This window comes from Knoellia flava TL1, assembly GCF_000768675.1.
In the GTDB taxonomy this organism is placed as follows: domain Bacteria; phylum Actinomycetota; class Actinomycetes; order Actinomycetales; family Dermatophilaceae; genus Knoellia; species Knoellia flava.
Genome location: NZ_AVPI01000001.1, coordinates 136,980 through 156,385 on the forward strand (window position 1 = coordinate 136,980; position 19,406 = coordinate 156,385).

Annotated in this window: 21 protein-coding genes and 3 tRNA genes; 17 read left to right on the plus strand and 7 right to left on the minus strand. The window is 71.9% G+C overall.

Going from position 1 to position 19,406, the window contains the following annotated elements:
• Nucleotides 1-22: 22 nt before the first annotated feature.
• Nucleotides 23-1,357 (minus strand): alpha-hydroxy-acid oxidizing protein, encoded by a 1,335-nt coding sequence (locus N798_RS00730; RefSeq protein ID WP_229708531.1) that lies wholly within the window; start codon nucleotides 1,355-1,357, stop codon nucleotides 23-25.
• Nucleotides 1,358-1,507: 150 nt separating this feature from the next.
• Here N798_RS00730 and N798_RS00735 point away from each other — a divergent pair, with 150 nt between their 5' ends.
• The 5 genes from N798_RS00735 (at nucleotide 1,508) to N798_RS00755 (ending at nucleotide 4,286) form a co-directional block, all read left to right on the plus strand.
• Complete coding sequence (locus N798_RS00735; RefSeq protein ID WP_035945410.1) at nucleotides 1,508-2,563, plus strand: PHP domain-containing protein; 1,056 nt, start codon at nucleotides 1,508-1,510, stop codon at nucleotides 2,561-2,563.
• Between the two features lie 64 nt (nucleotides 2,564-2,627).
• Complete coding sequence (locus tag N798_RS00740) at nucleotides 2,628-3,572, plus strand: hypothetical protein (protein ID WP_035945411.1); 945 nt, start codon at nucleotides 2,628-2,630, stop codon at nucleotides 3,570-3,572.
• Nucleotides 3,569-3,943 (plus strand): GntR family transcriptional regulator, encoded by a 375-nt coding sequence (locus N798_RS00745; protein WP_035945412.1) that lies wholly within the window; start codon nucleotides 3,569-3,571, stop codon nucleotides 3,941-3,943. Before N798_RS00740 ends, N798_RS00745 begins: the two co-directional genes overlap by 4 nt.
• 171 nt (nucleotides 3,944-4,114) lie before the next feature.
• Nucleotides 4,115-4,187: transfer RNA gene (locus N798_RS00750), tRNA-Glu, on the plus strand.
• A 25-nt stretch (nucleotides 4,188-4,212) separates the two neighbouring features.
• A tRNA-Asp gene (locus N798_RS00755) sits at nucleotides 4,213-4,286 on the plus strand.
• Nucleotides 4,287-4,361: 75 nt separating this feature from the next.
• On the opposite strand, the gene N798_RS00760 is transcribed toward N798_RS00755, so the two are convergent.
• The gene (locus tag N798_RS00760; protein ID WP_035945413.1) at nucleotides 4,362-5,285 is read right to left on the minus strand and encodes an NADP-dependent oxidoreductase; all 924 of its coding nucleotides are present in this window, start codon (nucleotides 5,283-5,285) and stop codon (nucleotides 4,362-4,364) included.
• A 63-nt stretch (nucleotides 5,286-5,348) separates the two neighbouring features.
• Here N798_RS00760 and N798_RS00765 point away from each other — a divergent pair, with 63 nt between their 5' ends.
• Both N798_RS00765 and N798_RS00770 read left to right on the plus strand, forming a co-directional pair.
• Nucleotides 5,349-5,693 (plus strand): DUF2200 domain-containing protein, encoded by a 345-nt coding sequence (locus N798_RS00765; RefSeq protein ID WP_035945414.1) that lies wholly within the window; start codon nucleotides 5,349-5,351, stop codon nucleotides 5,691-5,693.
• Between the two features lie 74 nt (nucleotides 5,694-5,767).
• Nucleotides 5,768-5,844 (plus strand) — tRNA-Phe (locus N798_RS00770).
• Between the two features lie 70 nt (nucleotides 5,845-5,914).
• On the opposite strand, the gene N798_RS00775 is transcribed toward N798_RS00770, so the two are convergent.
• Nucleotides 5,915-6,544 (minus strand): flavodoxin family protein, encoded by a 630-nt coding sequence (locus tag N798_RS00775; RefSeq protein WP_052116816.1) that lies wholly within the window; start codon nucleotides 6,542-6,544, stop codon nucleotides 5,915-5,917.
• 87 nt (nucleotides 6,545-6,631) lie between these two features.
• On the minus strand, nucleotides 6,632-6,931 hold the full coding sequence (locus tag N798_RS00780; RefSeq protein WP_035945416.1) for a WhiB family transcriptional regulator: 300 nt from the start codon (nucleotides 6,929-6,931) through the stop codon (nucleotides 6,632-6,634).
• 226 nt (nucleotides 6,932-7,157) lie between these two features.
• Between N798_RS00780 and N798_RS00785 the strand changes: the two genes are divergently transcribed.
• Both N798_RS00785 and N798_RS00790 read left to right on the plus strand, forming a co-directional pair.
• Entirely contained in the window at nucleotides 7,158-7,871 is a 714-nt protein-coding gene (locus tag N798_RS00785; protein WP_052116774.1) for a GAF and ANTAR domain-containing protein, read from the plus strand.
• Between the two features lie 234 nt (nucleotides 7,872-8,105).
• Nucleotides 8,106-8,357, plus strand: coding sequence for a DUF2795 domain-containing protein (locus tag N798_RS00790; RefSeq protein ID WP_035945417.1), 252 nt, complete (start codon nucleotides 8,106-8,108; stop codon nucleotides 8,355-8,357).
• Between the two features lie 87 nt (nucleotides 8,358-8,444).
• Here N798_RS00790 and N798_RS00795 read toward each other — a convergent pair whose 3' ends face one another.
• A complete protein-coding gene (locus N798_RS00795) occupies nucleotides 8,445-9,230 on the minus strand; it encodes a sigma-70 family RNA polymerase sigma factor (RefSeq protein WP_035945419.1) in 786 nt (261 codons plus the stop codon).
• Between the two features lie 168 nt (nucleotides 9,231-9,398).
• Nucleotides 9,399-9,980, minus strand: a complete 582-nt coding sequence (locus N798_RS00800; protein ID WP_156971558.1) for a DUF2231 domain-containing protein — start codon at nucleotides 9,978-9,980, stop codon at nucleotides 9,399-9,401.
• A gap of 249 nt (nucleotides 9,981-10,229) precedes the next feature.
• On the opposite strand from N798_RS00800, the gene N798_RS00805 reads away from it, so the two are divergent.
• A complete protein-coding gene (locus tag N798_RS00805; protein ID WP_035945741.1) occupies nucleotides 10,230-11,816 on the plus strand; it encodes a phytoene desaturase family protein in 1,587 nt (528 codons plus the stop codon).
• Nucleotides 11,813-13,240: an SDR family NAD(P)-dependent oxidoreductase gene (locus N798_RS18285; protein WP_198030688.1), complete on the plus strand. Its 1,428-nt coding sequence runs from the start codon at nucleotides 11,813-11,815 to the stop codon at nucleotides 13,238-13,240. Before N798_RS00805 ends, N798_RS18285 begins: the two co-directional genes overlap by 4 nt.
• 18 nt (nucleotides 13,241-13,258) lie before the next feature.
• On the opposite strand, the gene N798_RS00815 is transcribed toward N798_RS18285, so the two are convergent.
• A complete protein-coding gene (locus N798_RS00815; protein ID WP_084099987.1) occupies nucleotides 13,259-13,783 on the minus strand; it encodes a DUF4383 domain-containing protein in 525 nt (174 codons plus the stop codon).
• Between the two features lie 207 nt (nucleotides 13,784-13,990).
• Between N798_RS00815 and N798_RS00820 the strand changes: the two genes are divergently transcribed.
• The 6 genes from N798_RS00820 to N798_RS00845 all read left to right on the plus strand — a co-directional run bounded on the left by N798_RS00820 (nucleotide 13,991) and on the right by N798_RS00845 (nucleotide 19,403).
• The gene (locus N798_RS00820; RefSeq protein WP_052116775.1) at nucleotides 13,991-14,800 is read left to right on the plus strand and encodes a hypothetical protein; all 810 of its coding nucleotides are present in this window, start codon (nucleotides 13,991-13,993) and stop codon (nucleotides 14,798-14,800) included.
• Entirely contained in the window at nucleotides 14,797-15,219 is a 423-nt protein-coding gene (locus tag N798_RS00825; protein ID WP_035945423.1) for a phage holin family protein, read from the plus strand. The genes N798_RS00820 and N798_RS00825 overlap by 4 nt, the downstream gene beginning before the upstream one ends.
• Nucleotides 15,216-15,815 carry a DUF3618 domain-containing protein gene (locus tag N798_RS00830; protein WP_052116776.1) on the plus strand — a complete coding sequence of 200 codons (600 nt, stop codon included), beginning with the start codon at nucleotides 15,216-15,218 and terminating at the stop codon, nucleotides 15,813-15,815. The genes N798_RS00825 and N798_RS00830 overlap by 4 nt, the downstream gene beginning before the upstream one ends.
• Before the next feature lie 235 nt (nucleotides 15,816-16,050).
• The gene (locus tag N798_RS00835; RefSeq protein ID WP_156971559.1) at nucleotides 16,051-16,839 is read left to right on the plus strand and encodes a GAF and ANTAR domain-containing protein; all 789 of its coding nucleotides are present in this window, start codon (nucleotides 16,051-16,053) and stop codon (nucleotides 16,837-16,839) included.
• Entirely contained in the window at nucleotides 16,836-17,807 is a 972-nt protein-coding gene (locus N798_RS00840; RefSeq protein WP_035945426.1) for a helix-turn-helix transcriptional regulator, read from the plus strand. Before N798_RS00835 ends, N798_RS00840 begins: the two co-directional genes overlap by 4 nt.
• Nucleotides 17,808-17,927: 120 nt before the next feature.
• A complete protein-coding gene (locus tag N798_RS00845) occupies nucleotides 17,928-19,403 on the plus strand; it encodes a DUF4389 domain-containing protein (protein WP_035945428.1) in 1,476 nt (491 codons plus the stop codon).
• Nucleotides 19,404-19,406: the final 3 nt, after the last annotated feature.

The following is a 19,406-nucleotide window of genomic DNA, read 5'->3' on the forward strand; positions in this document are numbered from 1 at the left end:
GAATTGGTGAGTTGTGCACGGGTCAGGTCGGGCGGCGCTCGACGAAGCCGCCGGCCCGCACGTCGGCGATGCTCGCCGCACCGGCCAGGCCCATCGTGAGATCGAGCTCGGCGACGACGTCGTCGATGACCGACTGCACCCCGTCGGCGCCGTCGAGCGCGAGCCCGTAGATGTGCGGCCGCCCGAGGAGCGTCGCGTCGGCCCCGAGCGCGAGGGCGACGAAGACGTCGGCACCCGAGCGCACCCCGCTGTCGAGGAGGACGACGGGGTCGGGCCCGATGCGCTCGCGGACGGCGACGAGGGCGTCGAGGGAGGCGACCGACCGGTCGACCTGGCGGCCGCCGTGGTTCGACACGATGATCCCGTCGATGCCCGAGTCGACGGCCCGCTGCGCATCGTCCGGGTGCAGGATCCCCTTGAGCAGCACCGGAAGTGACGTCCGGTCACGCAACGTCTCGATGTGCTGCCACGACAGCCCCGGGTTCGAGTAGATGTCGAGGAAGGTCTCGACGGCGGCCCGCGGCTCCGGTGAGCGCAGGTTGTCGCGCACCCCACCCGGGTGGCGCCGTGCCTGGCTCACGAGAGTCCTTGCGCCGCTCGCGACTGCGACGACCTTCTCGGCTCCCTTGGTGCCGGCGAGCGGGGACGGCTCCTCGCCGGCGGCGGCCACCCGCTCGCGGACGACCTCCATGAACCTCGGGTCCGAGGTGTACTGCGCGATGCCGATGCCCTGCGTGAACGGCAGCGACCCGAGGTCGAGGTCCCGGGTGCGCCAGCCGAGCATCGTCGTGTCGAGCGTGACGACGAGCGCCTGCGCACCCGCCGCCTCGGCCCGCCCGAGGAGCGAGTCGACGAGCGCCTCGTCGACCGACCAGTAGAGCTGATACCACCACGGCACGTCACCCATCGCGCGCGCCGTCTCCTCCATGGGCACGCACCCCTGCGTCGAGAAGACGTATGCCGTCCCCGCCGCTGCCGCTCCCCGCGCGATCGACTCGTCGGACCGGGGCGCGACGAGGTCGGCTGCGCCGACGGGCGCAAGCATGACGGGTGCGGCGAGCGGCGTCCCGAGGACCTCGGTGCGCAGGTCGCGGGTGGTGGTGCCATGGAGCATCCGCGGCACGACCTGCCACCGGTCGAAGGCGGCACGGTTGGCGTCGACCGTCGCTCCGGCCCCGGCTCCCCCGGCGACGTAGGCCCAGGCGCGGTCGCTCATCGCCGCCCGCGCCCGTGACTCGAGCTCGTCCGGGTGCGTCGGCACGCGCGGCGACTGGCCTAGGGTGCCGCGACGGTAGATCGTGCTCTGCCGGGCACGGCCGGGTCCGACAGGGGGCACGGGAGGTCGCTGCTCGCTCACCCGCGCCACGCTAGCGACCCCACCCCCACTTCTTGCCCGGATGCGACACAGTCCGTCGGGCCGCAGGCCCTGGGCCTGTGTCGCATCCGGGCAAGAAGTCGCGGGTTCGCGCGAAGGTGCGGTCGGCGAGCAGTGGGTGAGGATGGGGGCATGGTCGCGCTGCTCGCCCCGCTCGAGGCACCCGTTGAGCCCACCGACGCCCTGCGGCGGATCGCCTTCCTCCTCGAGCGCACCCGCTCGGGGACCTACCGCGTCGAGGCCTTCCGCAACGCGGCGAAGGCACTCAAGCAGCTCGACGACGGCGAGGTCGACGAGCGGGTCGCCGCCGGGACCCTCCAGCAGATCCCGGGCATCGGCAAGTCCACGTCCGCGGTCATCGAGGAGGCCGCGCGAGGTGAGCTGCCGGCATACCTGGAGTCGTTGCAGGACAGGAGCGGTGGCCCGCTCGCCAGCGGTGGTGAGGATCTGTATGCCGCGCTGCGCGGCGACTGCCACCTCCACTCGGACTGGTCCGACGGCGGGTCGCCCATCGACGAGATGGTGCTCACCGGCATCGAGCTCGGCCACGAGTGGATGGTGCTCACCGACCACTCGCCGCAGCTGCGCGTCGCCAACGGCCTCACCGCCGAGCGGCTCACGAAGCAGATCGCCATCGTCGACGCGATCAACCGCGGTGTGGGAGAGGCGTTCCGGCTCTTCAAGGGAATCGAGGTCGACATCCTCGACGACGGTGCGCTCGACCAGACAGACGAGATGCTCGCCCGGCTCGACCTCGTCACGGCGTCGGTGCACAGCAAGCTGCGGATGAACTCGGCGCCGATGACCAAGCGCATGGTCGCCGCGGTTCTCAACCCGAGGGTCAACGTCCTCGGCCACTGCACGGGCCGTCTCGTCACGGGCTCACGCGGCACCCGTCCGCAGTCGGACTTCGACGCCCACGCCGTCTTCGAGGCGTGCCTCGAGGGCAACACGGCAGTCGAGATCAACAGCCGGCCCGAGCGGCAGGACCCGCCGGACGACCTCATCGAGCTCGCGCTGGAGATGGGGTGCCTCTTCGCCGTCGACTCCGACGCGCACGCGCCGGGTCAGCTCGACATGAAGGCCTACGGCTGCGAACGGGCCGAAAGGCTCGGCGTGCCCGAGGACCGGATCATCACGACGTGGGACGCCGACCGCGTCCACGCCTGGGCCAACCCCGACCGCTGAGGCCTTGACGTTCAGCCGCCGCTATGTCTCAATGAGTCAACACATTGAGACAAAGGGGTGCGCCATGAACGACCAGGTGCTGAGCGACCTCACCAGGCTCGCCTCCATGCTCGTGGCCTACACGGTGGTGGCGCTGGTCATCGTCCTCGTCATGCGGCGGCGCGGCCCGGTGTGGGCCTCGAGCGCATCCAACGCCTCCCTGCTCGCCCTGACGCTGACGTTCGTCGTTCCCGCGTTCTTCGCCGCGCCAGGGGGAATGGCCCGCCCGTTCGTGGCGACGGCGCCGGTGGCGCTCATGGCCCAGTGCACGGCCGTCGCCGTCACCACCGCGCTGGGCTCCCGGCTCAGCCGGCTCCCGGCCGCCGGCGACGTGCGGACCGCGAAGATCGCACCCCGGCGCCTCTTCGTCGCCCGCGTCCCGCACCAGCGGTCTGCGGCACTGGCCAGCGCCGTCATCGCGTTCGCCGCGATGACCGCGGCGAGCCTCATGGCGACCGGTGGCACGTCGCTCGTGCGGGGCGACGATGGGGGCCAGGGCGTGTCCGGCGGCTTCCCGGGCTGGCCGACGATGCTTCCGGCGGGGTGCGCGGCGCTCGTCCTGGCGGCCTGCTCGTGGTGGGCCCTGCGCGAGATCCACGACCGGCCCCGGATCGCCGACCCGCTCGACACCCAGCTGCGGGCCCGGGACGCCTCAAGGGTCCTGCGCGCCTCGGCCTTCGGCTTCGCGGTCACCGGGAGCGCCGTGCTGTTCTCGATCGGTGCGCACATGAACGAGGTGAGCCAGCTCTTCCGGATCGAGTCCGAGACGGCACCGCGGTCGCCGTGGGACTTCTACCAGTGGACCGCGTTCGCGCTCTACGTCCCCGCCATCGCTCTCCTCCTCGTCGCGCTGGGGGCACTGGCCGGCTCGGTCGGCTCGCGCGAGGAGCTCGACGAGGCCACTCGCCCCGCCGAGAACGGGAGCGGCGCCGACGCCCTGGGGCGGCTCGAAGCCGGGAAGCGTGCATGAGCGACATCGTCGTCACCGTCGACGTCTCCGCGGCGGAGCCCCCCTACGAACAGGTCCGTACCCAGCTCGCCGGACTCATCGCCAGAGGCAACCTCGCCGAGGGCGACCGGCTGCCCACCGTCCGCGCCCTCGCCGGCGACCTCGGGCTGGCGGTCAACACCGTCGCCCGGGCCTACAAGGAGCTCGAGGCCGAGGGCCTGGTCACCACGCGCCGTCGCGCCGGGACCGTCGTCGCCGGCGGCGGCCACGCCACCGACGTCGCCCTGCACCGCAATGCGGCGGCCTACGCCGCGGCCGTCGCCAGGGCCGGGCTGAGCGACTCGGCGGCGATCGACCTCGTCCGCGCGGCCCTCCGCGAGGCCCGTGCGTGACCTCCGCAAGGCACCCCTCGAAGGCGGGTGGACGGCATACGAAGGGGTCGCCCTGAGCACGGAATCGGCTCGTTTTGGAACCTGCGCACAAGTCCCTTATGCTTTCCGAGTCCACGACGGATCCGAGCGCCCGCGCGCTGCGCGACTGTGGAGATTCGATCGAAAGATAGGGTCCCCATCGTCTAGCGGCCCAGGACCCCGCCCTTTCACGGCGGTAGCACGGGTTCGAATCCCGTTGGGGATACGCAGTACCGGTCTTGCACCAGCAAGGCCCCGTAGCGCAGTTGGTTAGCGCGCCGCCCTGTCACGGCGGAGGTCGCGGGTTCGAGTCCCGTCGGGGTCGCAGAGATTGCGAAGCACAGCGAAGAGCCCCACACCGGATGGTGTGGGGCTCTTCGCTTGCTCGAGAACACCGCGGTCAGCGGCTCACCTCGATGGCGATCTTGCCGCGCACGTGACCGGTCTGGCTCAGCGCATAGGCCTTGGCCGCGTCCTCGAGCGCGAAGACCTCGGCGACCGGCACAGTGAGCTTCCCGGCGTCCGCGAGGTCTGCGAGCGCCTGCAGGTCGGCCGAGTCGGGGCGCACCCAGGCAGAGATGCCACCGGCCTCCTCGACGCGGCCGTCGGCGATCGACCCGTGCCGACCGCCCTCTGCGAGAACGGCCTTCGTCACGTCGAGCACCCCGCCGACGAAGTCCGCGACGACGTCGACGCCGTCGGGCGCGAGCTCGCGGACCCGCTCGGCGAGCCCGTCGCCGTAGGCCACCGGCTCGGCGCCCATCTCGCGCAGGAAGCCGTGGTTGCCCTCCGACGCCGTCCCGATGACGCGCGCGCCGAGGTCACGCGCAATCTGCACCGCGAGGATGCCGACACCGCCGGCCGCCGCGTGAACGAGGACGGTGTCCCCCTCCTTCGTGCCCAGCCGGTGGAGCAGCTGGTATGCCGTGAGCCCGGTGAGCGGGAGCCCCGCGGACTGGTGCCAGTCGAGCCTCTTCGGCTTGCGGGCGACGGTGCGCACCGGGGCGGCGACGAGCTCGGCGAAGGTGCCGTGCTGCACCCAGTCCTTGCGGGCGTAGGCGATGACCTCGTCACCGACCGCGTACTCCGGGGTGTCGAGGCCGACCGCCTCGACGACACCGGCGACGTCCCACCCGGGGATCGCCGGGAAGTCGACCTGCATGAGGCCGTCGAGGTAGCCGCCCATGACCTTCCAGTCGACCGGGTTGACCGAGGCGCTGCGCACGCGGATGAGGACCTCACCCGGGCCGACCCTGGGGTCGGGGAGGTCGGTGAGCTCGAGGGTGTCGGGGGTGCCGTACTGGCGATAGGTGATGGCTCGCATGTCCGGACCCAACGCGGTGGCGAGGGGTGCGCATTCCGGGGGCGGACGGCATACGCTCGGTTCATGAGCCACAGGGTCTTCGGCATGCCCGTCGCGTCGGTCTACCCGCACTACGTGGCGAAGGCCGAGAAGAAGGGCCGAACGCAGGCGGAGGTCGACGAGGTCATCCGGTGGCTCACCGGCTTCGACGACACCGAGCTGCAGCGACATCTCGACGAGGAGACGACGTTCGAGAACTTCTTCGCGCAGGCCGACCTCAACCCGCACGCCTCGCTCATCACCGGCTCCGTCTGCGGGGTCAAGGTGCAGGAGGTCGAGGACCCGCTCATGCGGCGGATCCGCTACCTCGACAAGCTCGTCGACGAGCTCGCCAAGGGCCGCCCGATGGAGAAGGTCCTGCGCGGCTGAGCGGATTCGGACGGGCTCGGACCGTGGGTTATAGTTGCCGTCGCGTCAGGGCGACCTGGCGCATGTTCCACCCCGGCCAGGTAGCTCAGTTGGTACGAGCGTCCGACTGAAAATCGGAAGGTCGACGGTTCGACCCCGTCCCTGGCCACCACCACGAAACCGCAGGTATGCCGTCCGGCACGCCTGCGGTTTCGTCGTTCCGCGGTCGGTCGGCCGGTGGCTCAGGCCGGCGGGTAGGCGCTGCGGCGCAGCAACCGCGCGAGGTGGGCGGCGTTGGCCGCGAGCGTCGCCGTCGTCGAGGCGGTCTTCTCGGGCGTCTCGTCGAGGTCCTTGTAGTCGGTCGTGTGCATCGCCTCGCCGTTCCAGTACGTCACCCCACCGGCCGGGATGGTGAAGCCGACGTCGTTGAGGGCCTGGAAGAGCGTGGCGGAGATGGCGTGAGCGCCGTCCTCGTTGCCGGTGACGACCGCGGCGGCGACCCTGCCGTAGGTCCGCGGCTGCCCGGCGTCGTTGGTGTCGGAGAGCTCGGCGTCGAGACGCTCGAGCACCCGCTGGGCGACGCTCGAGTGCTGGCCCATCCACGTCGGCGTGCCGAGGACGAAGATGTCGGCGGCAAGGATGCGCTCGCGCAGGGCCGGCCACTCGTCCCCCTCCCCCATGTCCGACTCGACGCCGGGGCGCAGGTCGTGGTCGACGGCACGGACGAGCTCGCCCTCGACGCCGTGCTCACCCATCGCGTCGAGCAGCTGCTGGGTGAGCAGGTCGGTGCTCGACGGCTCGGGGCTCGGCTTGAGGCTGCAGGTCAGGGCGAAGGCGCACAGGCGGGCGGTGTCGGTGTCAGTGTCGGTCATGTCGGGCAGGTACCCGACATCGACGTGGCGCACACGTGCGAGCACGCGTGCCACTCGGGCGTGCACTCACCAGCAGGCGGAGGGGCGTCAGGACGCGTCCGCCACTTGGCGCCGGCTCCGCAGGAGCTCGCGCTCCGAGGCGGTCGTCCCACCCCACACCCCGAAGTCCTCCACGGCCAGCGCGTGCTCCAGACACTGCACCCTGACGGGACAGCCACGACAGACGGCCTTGGCCGTCTCGGAGCGGGTGGCCCGCTCCCGACCGCGAACCTCCTCGAAGTCGAAGAATGCGGCGACCGACAGGGTCCGGCACCTGCCCCGGTCCTGCCACTCGTAGGCGTCGAGCAGTGGCTTGGGCAGTCTCGCGATGTCACGGTCCCGTCGCATGGTGCGCTCCTCCGGTGGTCGTCGGGCGAGGCCTGTCACGTCCTTGCCCGGCGGGCCCCACCGGCAAACACCCTGCTCAGCCGCCGGAAATCGGGCCGCCGACCGACACGAAGGGTTGTGTCCCGAACTGCCGCTCGCCTTGTATAGGCTCCTGCTCGCGGGAGCGTCAGCGGCCAAACCACGAGCCGGTCGGACGAGCCGTCGTCTTCCTCCGGAGCAGTCACCGATGACATCCTCTGTCCCGGCGCCCTCGGGCGAGTTCGACCCCGGCGTGGCTCGTGAGCTGGCCGAGCTCGCCCAGGCCCTCCAGGCCGAAGGTGGCCGTCAGGGAACCCTCCAGACCGTGTGCGAGCTGGCCGTGAAGGTCATCGTCGCCGACCACGCCTCGATCACCGTCCGGACCCAGAGCGGGTTCCGCACCGTCGCCACGACGAGCGACCTGCCCGAGGTCGTCTCGCAGATCCAGTGCGAGACGGGTGAGGGACCCTGTGTCGACGCTGCGGACGAGCACGCCACATGGGTCACGGGCGACCTCGCCGCCGAGGCCTGCTGGCCGGAGTTCGGTGCCAGGGTGGCGCGGCATGCAGGGGTGCACAGCATGTTGTCGAACCGGCTCTTCGTGAGGGACAACGAAGTCGGCTTCCTCAATGCCTTCGCCCACCGTCCCCACGCCTTCGGTGAGTCCGCCGTCGCCATCTTCGGCGTCTTCGCGGCCCATGCCGCCGTCGCGCTCCTGGCGGCCGAGGAGCAGGAGCGGGCCGACAACCTGGAGATCGCACTGCACAACAGCCGCCGCATCGGGACGGCGATCGGCATCCTCATGCACGCACGGCGCGTCGACGAGGCCGCCGCGTTCGACCTGCTGCGACGTCAGAGCCAGGACACCAACCGCAAGCTGTCCGCGATCGCCGAGGACGTGGTCCGCACGGGAGGGCTCTGAGTCCGACCCCACCCCGCGGTTGGACGGGGGGGACGAGTGGCGGGGTGACGAGTGGCGGGGTGACGGCGTGGCGGACCGGGGCGGCTGAGGGTTCAACCGCCCCGGCCCTCCGGGTCGCCCCATGTCCCCAGGACGGACCCGTCCCCTGTCCTACCCAGCGCCTCGGGCGTCATTCACGGCCCGGCCGAAAGGCCGAGGAGGTTTCGGTCTCGAACAACGCGGGTAGGCCCAGTCATGGACAGCGACGACGTCAGCCCACACCAGGACCGCACAGGTGGCTGCAGCGTCGTCGAGTGCATCCCCGCCGCGGTCTTCCCGAGCACCCGTGACCAGCTGCTCGTCGCGCTGGTGCGGCACCACGCGAGGAGCTCGCTGCTCTGGGAGCTGTCCCGGCTCCCGGAGGGCCGCACGTTCGGCAGCGCTGCCGAGGTGGACGCGACGCTCAACGCATCACACCGGGTGGCGACACCGCTCGAACCGTGGTGACGAGGGCGTGGTGACGACGGCGTGGTGACGACGCCGGTACTGACCACGCCCGTGGCGCGGACGCCCGTGGCGACGAAGGGCTGACCTTCAGGCGGCGGGCTCCATCGAGCACCGCAGCCGGCGCAGGATCCCGGACAGCAGCCTGGACACCTGCATCTGGCTGACACCGAGCACCGCTCCGATCTCCGACTGGGTGCACTCCTCCACGAACCGCAGCCGGACGATCTCACGCTCCCGGTCGGTGAGCTGGGCGAGGGCGTGCCTCAGGGCGTCGCGGACCACGAGGCGGTCAGCCTCGTCCTCGCCGTCGACACCGACGTCGAACGTGCGCACGTCGCGGCCGGGCACATCGAGGGAATGGGCGTGGTAGGCCGTGGCACACGCCGCCGTCTCGTCGAGCTCGGCGAGGTCGAGGGCGAGCCGCTCCGCGAGCTCGGCGCGGCTGGGCTCACGCGACAGCTCGTGGCGCAGGTCCTCCTCCGCGGCCAGCAGCTGGACCCGCCGCTCCTGCAGGCGGCGGGGTGGCCGCACCGCCCAGCCACGGTCACGGAAGTAGCGCTTGACCTCACCCGAGACGGTGGGCACGGCATACGCGGCGAAGCTGTGTCCGCGACCGGGCCGGTATCCGCGGACGGCCTTGACCAGGGCCATCCGCGCGACCTGGAGGAGGTCGTCGTCCTCGATGCCACGTCCGCTGTAGCGGCGCGCCACCATGTCGGCGAGGTCGAGGCTGAGCAGTACGGCCTCCTGCCGGCAGCGCTCGGTCTCGCGGGCGGAGCACCCGTCGAGCCCCTCGAGGAGCCGCTCGGCTCGCGCGCATCGTTCGTCGCGTGACTCGGTGGCGGGCAGGGGATGCAGGGTCGTCACGGTCATGGCGGCGTCGTCCTTCGATCGAGGAATGGCGCCTGTGTTGGACCATGGATGTGAACGTGTGCCTCCATCCGAACACCGTCGGCGCAGACCATCCACACCGGAAACGAACGATGAGGGCCGCAAAACGAAGCAACCGGACGAATCGTCGACGGACGCGACGCGGGCATGCTAAGGCGCCGCGGGCTCCGCGAAACCCGGGTGCCGGGACCCGGCCTTCTTCCCGATGGCGAGGTGTCCGCCGAGGTACCCGGACGCCGCGGTCACGGCGGCCGCGGCCAGGGAGAGCCCCACGCCGGCCGATCGCGACCCCGCTCGGCGGGCGGCCAGCGACGCTCCGAAGAGCCCGACGGCGACCCCGTTGAGCGACGCGTGGAGGGCACCGGTCCGGGAGTCCGGTCGGTCGAGCCGACGCCACTCGGCGAGACCGGTCACCGCTGCCGGGGCCGCGCTCAGCAGGCCCAGCGCGACCAGGGCGTCGGCCGCGGACTCCTCGGACGCTCGGCCGCGCAGGTCGAGGGCGAGGCTCGACGCCCAGAAGCCGATGGGAAGGTCGGTGAGGAAGGGGTGCAGCGCATGCCCGACGGGGATCCCACGCAGCCACGAGTCGACGGCACCCTCGGGCAGCGCCCGTGCCACCCGGCCGACCGCCGCGACCAGCCCGTCGAGGCCGGGAGCGGACTCGAGACGGCGCATCGCCGACACCGCCATGGAGGACCCGTCGGCAGGTACGGGCAGTGGTTCGGTCGTCACGTGGGCCGCCTTTCGAGGTTGCGCTCGACCTACCCCCCGACGGAGGGAGCCAAACGCGGGTGTTTGAAGAGGTCGGTCGCAGGGCAACCAGACGGTGCGGCCATGTGCTGGACTACGAGAGCGTGCCCTCCGCAGACCGGGGCGTGGCCGCGCCACAGATGGCCGTGACCGGTCGGGACGCGACAGCAACGACGACGAGAAGAGGCGGAAACTGTGGGATCCGGCGGACTTCCGGACATCGTGGACGCCGTGGTCATCGGTGCCGGACCCAACGGTCTCGTGGCGGCCAACGCCCTCGCCGACGCCGGGTGGGACGTGCTCGTCCTCGAGGCCCAGGACACGATCGGTGGGGCTGTGCGCAGTGCCGAAGTCATCGCACCGGGCTACGTCACCGACCTCTTCAGCGCGTTCTACCCACTCGCCGCAGCCAGTCCGGTCATCCGTGACCTGCACCTCGAGGAGCACGGGCTCGTCTGGCGGCACGCACCCTCGGTCGTCGGTCACGCCTTCCCCGACGGGCGCGCTGCCGTCCTCCACCGCACCGTGGAGGACACGGCCGCGGGGCTCGATGCGGACCACCCGGGCGACGGTGACGCCTGGGTCGAGCTGCACCGGCAGTGGACGGCCGTCAGGGGGCCGCTGCTCGACGCGCTCTTCACACCCTTCCCGCCCGTGCGGGCCATGCTGTCCGTGCTGCGCACCCAGCGCGCCGCCGGCCTGCTCGACCTCACCCGACTCGGTCTCACCCCGGTGCGACGCCTCGGCAGTGAGAACTTCGGGGGCGACGGGGGACCGGCCCTGCTCGCGGGCAACGCGATGCACAGCGACCTGCCGCCCGACGGCGCAGGGAGCGGCTTCTTCGGGTGGCTGCTGTGCATGCTCGGGCAGGACGTCGGCTTCCCGGTCCCGGAGGGTGGTGCGGGGGTGCTGGCCGACTCGCTCCGCCGGCGGGCAGAGGCGCGCGGTGCGCAGTTCCGTACCTCGAGCCCGGTGACGTCCGTGACCGTGCGGGGCGGGCGTGCCGTCGGGGTGGAGATCGCCGGTGGTGGCTCGGTGCGGGCCCGTCGCGCGGTCGTCGCCGACGTCGTCGCCCCGGCGCTCTACGGCGACCTTCTGCCGCGCGACAGCCTGCCCGCCGGTCTGCTGCGCGACCTCGACCGCTTCGAGTGGGACGGCGGCACGATCAAGGTCAACTGGGCCCTCGACGCCCCCGTCCCGTGGCGGGCACCGGGACTCGCGGGCGCGGGCACCGTGCACCTGGGCGTCGACAACGACGGCCTGCTCGAGGCGGCCAAGGACATTGCGCTCGGGCGTGTCCCCGAGCACCCCTTCCTGCTCTTCGGCCAGATGACGACAGCGGACCCGAGCCGCTCCCCCGCCGGCACCGAGTCGGCGTGGGCCTACACCCACGTCCCCAGCGGTCTGGAGTGGCAGCCCGATGCCCTCGCCCGCCACGTCGACCGGATGCGGACGAGCGTCGAGGAGGTCGCCCCCGGCTTCGCGGACCACCTCGTCGGCGAGCACGTGCAGTCACCAGCCCTCCTCGAGGAGTGGGACGCCAACCTCGTCGGCGGCGCCATCAACGGCGGCACCTCCGGTCTCCACCAGCAGCTCGTGCTGCGACCGACACCCGGCCTCGGGCGACCCGAGACACCCATCGAGGGGCTCTTCCTCGCGAGCGCGTCCGCCCATCCCGGCGGCGGCGTCCACGGCGCCTGCGGCTGGAACGCCGCCCGTGCCGCCCTCGCCACCCAGAGAACCGGCCGCCGGCTGCGGCGCGCCCTCGTCGGCACGGCGTGGGAGCGCGTGCTGCGCGACCCGAGGAGCCCACGATGACCCCCACCGCACCAGCGCCCTCAGGGGCGGCCCTCGTCACCGGTGCGTCGAGCGGCATCGGTCTCGCCACCGCCGTGGCGCTCGCCCGGCGAGGGTGGACCGTCGTCCTCGTCGGCCGCGACCAAGGCACCCTCGAACGCGCGCAGCGGGCGTGCGAGCGCGCCGGCGGGACAGCCGTCGTCGAGGTCGCCGACGTCCGCGACTCCGACGCCGTCCGCCGCGCCTTCGAGGTCGCCGACGAGCAGCCCGGCGGTCTCGACACCGTGGTCCACTCGGCCGCGACCCTCGCCTACGGCCGCTTCGAGGACGTGCCCGACGACGTCTTCGAGGCGGCTCTCGACACGACCCTGCTCGGCACGACGCGCGTATGCCGTGAGGCCCTGCGCCGCTTCCGGCCCGCCGGCCGCGGCCGGCTCGTCGTCATCGGCTCGCTGCTCGGCAAGACCGCGGTCCCCGGGATGTCGAGCTACACGACGTCGAAGTGGGGCCTGCACGGTCTCGTGCGCTCGCTCCAGCTCGAGAACCGCGACGTGGACGGCATACAGATCTCGCTCGTGTCCCCCGGTGGCGTCGACACACCGGTCTACCAACAGGCAGGGACCTTCCTCGGCCGTCACGGGCAGCCGCCACCGCCGCGGGCGTCGGCGGCCGACGTCGCCGACGCCGTCCTCGACTGCCTCGACCGGCCCCGACGCGAGGTCAACGTCGGCGCCGGCAACGCGTTGACGGTGTTCGGCTTCCGGGTGCTGCCCACCGTCTACGACCGCCTGGTGGGTCCGCTCATGACGCGCATCGCGCTGCAGCCCGGCGAGGGCGTGCCCGACACCCCGGGCAACGTCCTCGAACCACGACCGGAGGGCGAGGCCGTCGACGGCGGCTGGACGCCCCGCAGGACCGGTGCCAGGGGCACCCGCGAGATGGAGGAGACCATGGTGCACGAGACAGACGAGTCCTCGTCCCCCCAGGGACAGCCGCAGCGACGGACCGTGGCGGCCCCGGCCGGCCGAGTCTGGGACGTCCTCGCAGACGGGTGGACCTATGCGAACTGGGTCGTGGGGACGGCGCGGATCCGTGCGGTCGACAAGGCATGGCCGGCGCCCGGGTCACGCATCCACCACTCCGTGGGTCTCTGGCCGGCCCTGCTCTCGGACACGACGCGTGTCGAGGAGTGCGACGCGGGCCGCCGCCTGCTCCTCACGGCCCGGGGATGGCCCCTCGGCGAGGCGCGAGTGGAGCTCGTCATCGAGCCGGACGGGCCCGAGAGCTGCACCGTGACCATCACGGAGGACGCGGTCTCGGGACCCGGAACCCTGCCGCCCCGACTGGTGCGTCAGGCGATGATCCTGCCCCGCAACCACGAGACCCTCAAGCGTCTCGCCTACCTCGCCGAGGGAGCCGCCGCCCCTCTCGGGGACGGCGACTGACCCTGGCGGATCCTCCGGTCAGCGCCCGTCGCGGGCCCGCGACGCGTGCGCGGTGGCGTCGGTGCCCAGACGGCCGTCAGCGACGGTGTCGCGGCGACGGCTGAGGGCGAGACCGAGCGCCACCATGCCCGCACCGAGGAGGAAGTGCAGCCAGTCGTCGGCCGAGTTCACGGGCACGAAGTTGGCCGACGAGTCCTTGTCGATGAGCAGGCCGTAGATCCAGAGCAGCAGGTAGATCACCCCGCCGCCGATGAGGTAGGACCGCGCACCCGACCACGTCCGCGACATGGCGAGCCCGGCGACGCCGAAGAGCAGGTGGACGATGTTGTGCAGGATCGACACCTGGAAGATGCCGAGCAGCATGGCGTCCGAGTCGTGGCTCGCGAACGTCATGTCGCCGTAGTTCGAGGTGATGCCCGGGACGAACCCGAGCACCCCCACGAGCAGGAAGACGACTCCGACGATCCTCGCGGCCTGCTGGACCGCGCTGAGGGTTCTGTCAGGGCGTGAGGTGGTGCGGTCTCGGTCAGGGGTGATGCTCATGACGCTCTCCTCGTGTCGGTGCGTGTGTGCCACCGACCTACCCGGTGGTCGTGGGTCCCATCCCTCCTCGTGCCCGTCGGGAGCGGCCCCGACGGAGTGCTCGACGGCTCACCGGTGACCTGCCGCGGGTTTGCGGGACGCCGGGCCGGGTAGGCCAACATCCCCCGCGGAACGACCGCGGACCCGACCAGAGAGGACGTGGAACGCATGACGAGCGACACCACGAGCATGGACTCGACCACCGCGAGCGGCGGGACGACGGACGAGGCTAAGTCGGCCGCAAAGGACGTGGCGGGGACGGCCAAGGAGCAGGCGGGCCAGGTCGCGGGTGAGACCCGTCGGCAGGCACGCCAGCTCTGGGACCAGTCCCGCGACGAGCTCGTGCAGCAGAGCGGACAGCAGCAGACCCGGCTCGCCGCCACGTTGCGCGACCTCGGGTCCGAGCTGTCGGCCATGGCGGACGGACCCGACCAGGGCGGGACGGCCACCGGCCTCGTGCGCGACGTGGGCGACCAGGTGTCGTCCGCGGCCGCCTGGCTCGAGAACAAGGAGCCCGGTGACGTGCTCCAGGAGGTCCGCGACTTCGCGCGCCGCCGTCCCGGGACCTTCCTGCTCGTCGCCGCCGGCCTCGGCGTGCTCGGCGGCAGGATGACCCGGGGTGCCGTCGACGAGGCCAGGGACTCGACGGGCGCACTGGGTGCGGCCACGACCACCTCGAGCGGCAGGGGCACCTCTGTCGGCACGACCGCCGACTTCGGGTCCACCGGGACCGGGACCTCGGCCTACGCCGAGGGCACCACCCCGTATGCCGGCGGCTCGGGAACCTACGCGGGCGGCCAGACCGCCTATGCAGGCGACGACACGGCATACCTCGAGGGCGACGCGAGCGTCGCGGGGGGCGAGTCGACATGGACCGGTGACGTGCAGCCGCGCGATGTCGGGGTCACCGAGCCGACCCAAGGCCGCCCGGCCGAGGGCCTGCGCCCGCGCATGCCGGAGGGAGGGACGCACTCGTGAGCCACGCCGCCAACCGCCCCTCGTCCGACGAGGAGCTGCCGCTGCGGTCGATCGGGGCCCTCGTCTCCGACATCAGCAGCGACCTGTCGACGCTCGTCCGTCAGGAGGTCGAGCTCGCCAAGGCCGAGGCCAAGCAGAGCGCGACCCAGGCGGGCAAGGGCGCCGGCATGCTCGGGGCCGCCGCGGTCGCCGCGCAGCTCGCACTCGTCTTCCTGTCGGTCGCCGCGTGGTGGGCCCTCGGTGAGGTCATCGGGCGCGGCTGGTCCGGTCTCGTCGTGGCCCTCGTGTGGGCCGTGATCGCGGCGATCCTCGCGGCCACGGGTCGTTCGCAGCTCAAGAAGTCACCGATGGGCCTGCCCCGCACCACCGAGACCGTCAAGGACATTCCCGAAGCGCTGAAAGGACACCAGACACCATGACCTACTCCACTGACCCCCACACGACCACTCCCGTGTCGTCGGACGACCCCGAGGCCATCCGCCGCGAGATCGAGCGGACCCGCGGACGTCTCTCGGAGGACGTCGACACCCTCGGTGAGACCGTGCGTCCCGGCAACGTGGCACACCGCACGGCGGTGTCCGCCAAGGGTCGCCTGTCCTCGATGAAGGACTCCGTCATGGGGTCCGCTCACGACGCCCAGTCCGCCGGCGGCGGCGCCGTCCACGCCGTCACCGACACTGCCGGGGACCTTCCGCGGCAGGCCCGCAGCAAGGCGCGCGGCAACCCGCTCGCCGCGGGCGCGGTGGCGATGGGCCTCGGTTGGCTCGTCGGATCGCTCATGCCGGCCAGCGAGAAGGAGCGCCAGCTCGTCTCGACGGCCAAGGACCAGGCGCAGCCCCTCGTCGACGAGGCGAAATCCGTGGCGCAGGACGTCGCGCAGGACCTCAAGGAGCCCGCGTCCGAGGCGGCCCGTGCGGTCAAGGAGACGGCCCAGTCGGGCGCACAGGAGGTCAAGGACGAGGGCCAGAGCCGCGCCCAGGACGTCAGGACGTCCGCCGGCGGCAGTGGCGTCTGAGCCCATACGGCAACGCACCGCCGAGTGCTCTCGCGCCGCGACTGCGGTCGATGACCACACCGTCCGCCGGGGCACCCCAGGAGGGTGGCCCGGCGGTCGGCTGTCCGGGGCCGGAAGTCCCCGACGGCTAAGGCCGGGACGCGCGATCTTCTGGCCTATTTTGGAGCGAAAGGAAGCAGGTCGTCCAAACCTTCGCGAACCTGCCGTCTCCCAACGCAAGTTGTGTGGTGCCGACATGCAGACAGACCGACTGATGCAGCAGCTCGGCGCGCAGTTCGCCGAGCTGAGCGTGAGGCTCTCGTCCCGCGACGACGCGGGCATCGACCCCGACCGGGTCGTCCGGATGGCCGCGATGGCCGTCCCCGAGACCAACCACTGCGGCCTCACCGTGCTGCGCTCCGGCCACAAGCCGTACACGCTGAGCAGCACCGACGAGCTCTCCCTCGCCGTGGACCGGATCCAGTACTCGCTCGGCGAGGGACCCTGCCTCGACGCGGCGGAGTCCGACACCGCCGAGGTCGTCGGGCACCTCGCGCGTGACGACCGGTGGCCCCGGTTCGGTCCACGCTGCGTCGAGGAGACCGGTGTCGTGAGCATGCTGTCGGTCCGACTCGCCGTGCTGGGGAAAGACCAGGCGGCCATCAACTTCTACTCGCGACTCCCCGACGCCTTCGGTGGGACCGAGGTCGCTGCCGCCTCGATCTTCGCCCCCTTCGCCGCGCTGGCCGTCGAGCACCGCCTTCGCGAACAGGACGCCCGCAACTTCGCTGCGGCTCTGTCGAGCAGCCGTCAGATCGGCACGGCCATGGGCATCCTCATGGCCCAGCGCAAGGTGAGCTCGGAGGAGGCGTTCGCCCTGCTGCGGACCGCCAGCCAGCACCTCAACCGCAAGCTGCGCGACGTCGCTCTCGAGGTGGAGGAGACCGGCGAGCTGCCGGTGCGACCGGCCTCCTCACGGGTCCTGCGGAAGGATGGGAAAGACCGCGACGTCCGCGCGCCTGCCGAAGACGGAAACCCGGCATGAGCGGCACCCACGACCAGGGTCTCTTCTTCGAGACCGACAGCCTCGACGAGGCCGCGACCCTCCTCAGCGACACCTATGCCCGGACCCGCATCTCGGACCGGCGCCATCCCGCCGGGACGGTCATGCGGATCCACCAGCGGCCACTGACACCGGACGTGCGCCTCGACGACCTCGAGTTCGGCCTCGGCTTCGGCGCGGAGGTCGACCCCCTCGAGACGCTCGTCTTCACCGAGCTCAACTCGGGCCGCACACGCGTCGACTCGAACGGTCGGAGCCGGCGCTACGAGGCCGGCGAGTCCTACCTCGTCGCCCAGCCGGACCAGGCCTACATCGGCACCGTCGAGGACATCTCCATGTCCATGGTCCTCATGCGGCCTGCCCTGCTCGCCAAGGTCGCGGCGACGGCTGGGGCGGGCCGGACACCGGTGCGGTTCGTCGCGCACGAGCCCGCGTCCCCGCAGGCGGCCCTGCGGTGGCGGGGTGCGTGCGCCTACGTCCGTGCGTCCGTCTTCGCGGCGCGGGACACGGCCCAGAACCACCTCGTCCGGAGCAATTCCGCGGCCCTGCTCGCCTCGGTCGCACTCGACACCTTCCCCAACACCGCGTCCGCCGAGCCGACGGTCCAGGACGGCCACGACGGCCACCCCGAGACGGTGCGTCGCGCGATGCGCTTCATCGACGACAACGCCGACCGCGACATCGTCGCAGCCGACATCGCCGCCGCCGCCTCGGTGAGCATCCGCGCGCTGCAGCTCGCCTTCCGGCGCCACCTCGGCACGACACCCATGGCCCACCTCCGTGATGTGCGACTGGCACTCGCCCACGACGAGCTCGTGGCCGGGCACAGCGAGGACACCACGGTGATGTCGGTCGCGTCGCGCTGGGGGTTCGGCAATGCGGGCCGCTTCGCCCACCTCTTCCGCGAGCAGTACGGCCAGGCGCCCGCCGAGGTGCTGCGCGGCAGCTGACCGGTGGGGGGGCGACCCTCGCCCTCGTCGAGGAACAAGGTCGAAGGTCCTTGGTGCCCCGGTGAGCACCGGCGGACGGTGGGAGAGGGACAGAACCACCATCCGAAGGTCGTGATCTCCATGGCGACGACAGCCCATGACGTCCCAGCCCTCCGCTCCTACCCCGTCCACGTCGACGCCGTCGACGAGCCCGCCGTCTCGCGGTGGCTGTGGCTCGTCAAGTGGCTCCTCGCGATCCCGCACTACGTCGTGCTCGTCTTCCTCTGGGCGGCCTTCGTCGTGCTCAGCGCCGTCGCCCTCGTCGCGATCGTCGTCACCGGCCGCTACCCCCGGGCCATCTTCGACTTCAACGTCGGGGTCCTGCGGTGGTGGTGGCGGGTCACCTACTACTCCTACGGAGCGCTGGCGACCGACCACTACCCGCCGTTCAGCCTCGAGGACGACCCGACCTACCCGGCACACCTCGAGATCGACTACCCCGAACACCTGTCGCGGGGTCTCGCGCTCGTCAAGTGGTGGCTGCTGGCGATCCCGCACTACCTGGTCGTCGGCATCCTCGTCGGCGGTGGCTCCACGATCGCGTGGCAGACCGGTGACGACGCACGCTGGGTCCTCGGCGGCGGACTGGTCGGGCTGCTCGCGATCGTCGCGGCCGTCGTGGTCGCCGTGACCGGCGCCTATCCTCGCCCGCTCTACGACCTCCTCCTCGGGCTGAACCGCTGGGTCCTGCGCGTCGCTGCGTATGCCGGCCTCATGACGGACGAGTACCCGCCCTTCCGCCTCGACCAGGGTCCCCACGAACCGCAGGGCCGCGTGGTGATGACCACCGGCGCGCCGCCGTCGAGCGCACCGACGTCGGATGCTCCGCCATCGAGCGCATCGACCCCGGGTGCGGTGACGTCCACCGCCCCGCCGACGGGACGTCCTGGCTGGGGTGCGGGCTCAGTCACCACGGTCGTCCTCGGCTGCATCGCCGCCCTCACGTCGCTCACCCTGGTCACGGGCGGCGTCGCCGCCCTCGTGGCTGACGGGGTGGGGCGAGACGCGGACGGCTACCTCACCTCGCAGACCGAGAGGTTCACGAGCGACGGCAGCGCCGTGCTCTTCGGCGACATCCGTCTCGACACGGCCGGCGCGAGCTGGGTCCCCGAGACGCTCATCGGCGACGTTCGCGTGACCGTCACCCCGAGCGACCGCACCGACGACGTCTTCTTCGGCATCGGGCCGGAGGCGGACGTGTCCGCGTTCCTCGGCGGCACGGCATACACGGAAGCGCGTGGCGCGGGTCTCGAGCCGCGGCAGGTGCCCGGCAGCGGGACGGCGAGCGCCCCTGTGGCCCAGTCCTTCTGGGACGCTTCGGCCTCCGGCACGGGTCGACAGGTCGTCACCTGGTCGCCACGCGACGGGAACTGGTCGGCGGTCCTCATGAACCCCGACGGGAGCACCGTCATCTCGGCCGATGTCACGGTCGGTGCCACCTTCCCGTGGCTCTTCCGTCTCGGCCTCGGTCTGCTCCTCGCCGGTCTGGTCGTCGCCGCGACCGGCGCGGCGCTCATCTCACTGGCGCTGCGCCAGGTGACGCGAGAGGGAAGGTGATCG

Excerpts from the sequence above, each read along its gene's own strand:
- N798_RS00760 (WP_035945413.1), bottom strand. The coding sequence starts at position 5,285 with ATGCGAGCCATCACCTATCGCCAGTACGGCACCCCCGACACCCTCGAG.
- N798_RS00740 (WP_035945411.1), top strand. The coding sequence starts at position 2,628 with ATGAACGACCAGGTGCTGAGCGACCTCACCAGGCTCGCCTCCATGCTC.
- N798_RS00830 (WP_052116776.1), top strand. The coding sequence starts at position 15,216 with ATGACCTACTCCACTGACCCCCACACGACCACTCCCGTGTCGTCGGAC.
- N798_RS00820 (WP_052116775.1), top strand. The coding sequence starts at position 13,991 with ATGACGAGCGACACCACGAGCATGGACTCGACCACCGCGAGCGGCGGG.
- N798_RS00745 (WP_035945412.1), top strand. The coding sequence starts at position 3,569 with ATGAGCGACATCGTCGTCACCGTCGACGTCTCCGCGGCGGAGCCCCCC.
- N798_RS00735 (WP_035945410.1), top strand. The coding sequence starts at position 1,508 with ATGGTCGCGCTGCTCGCCCCGCTCGAGGCACCCGTTGAGCCCACCGAC.
- N798_RS00815 (WP_084099987.1), bottom strand. The coding sequence starts at position 13,783 with ATGAGCATCACCCCTGACCGAGACCGCACCACCTCACGCCCTGACAGA.
- N798_RS00790 (WP_035945417.1), top strand. The coding sequence starts at position 8,106 with ATGGACAGCGACGACGTCAGCCCACACCAGGACCGCACAGGTGGCTGC.
- N798_RS00845 (WP_035945428.1), top strand. The coding sequence starts at position 17,928 with ATGGCGACGACAGCCCATGACGTCCCAGCCCTCCGCTCCTACCCCGTC.
- N798_RS00840 (WP_035945426.1), top strand. The coding sequence starts at position 16,836 with ATGAGCGGCACCCACGACCAGGGTCTCTTCTTCGAGACCGACAGCCTC.
- N798_RS00780 (WP_035945416.1), bottom strand. The coding sequence starts at position 6,931 with ATGCGACGGGACCGTGACATCGCGAGACTGCCCAAGCCACTGCTCGAC.
- N798_RS00775 (WP_052116816.1), bottom strand. The coding sequence starts at position 6,544 with ATGACCGACACTGACACCGACACCGCCCGCCTGTGCGCCTTCGCCCTG.
- N798_RS00795 (WP_035945419.1), bottom strand. The coding sequence starts at position 9,230 with ATGACCGTGACGACCCTGCATCCCCTGCCCGCCACCGAGTCACGCGAC.
- N798_RS00765 (WP_035945414.1), top strand. The coding sequence starts at position 5,349 with ATGAGCCACAGGGTCTTCGGCATGCCCGTCGCGTCGGTCTACCCGCAC.
- N798_RS00785 (WP_052116774.1), top strand. The coding sequence starts at position 7,158 with ATGACATCCTCTGTCCCGGCGCCCTCGGGCGAGTTCGACCCCGGCGTG.
- N798_RS00835 (WP_156971559.1), top strand. The coding sequence starts at position 16,051 with ATGCAGACAGACCGACTGATGCAGCAGCTCGGCGCGCAGTTCGCCGAG.
- N798_RS18285 (WP_198030688.1), top strand. The coding sequence starts at position 11,813 with ATGACCCCCACCGCACCAGCGCCCTCAGGGGCGGCCCTCGTCACCGGT.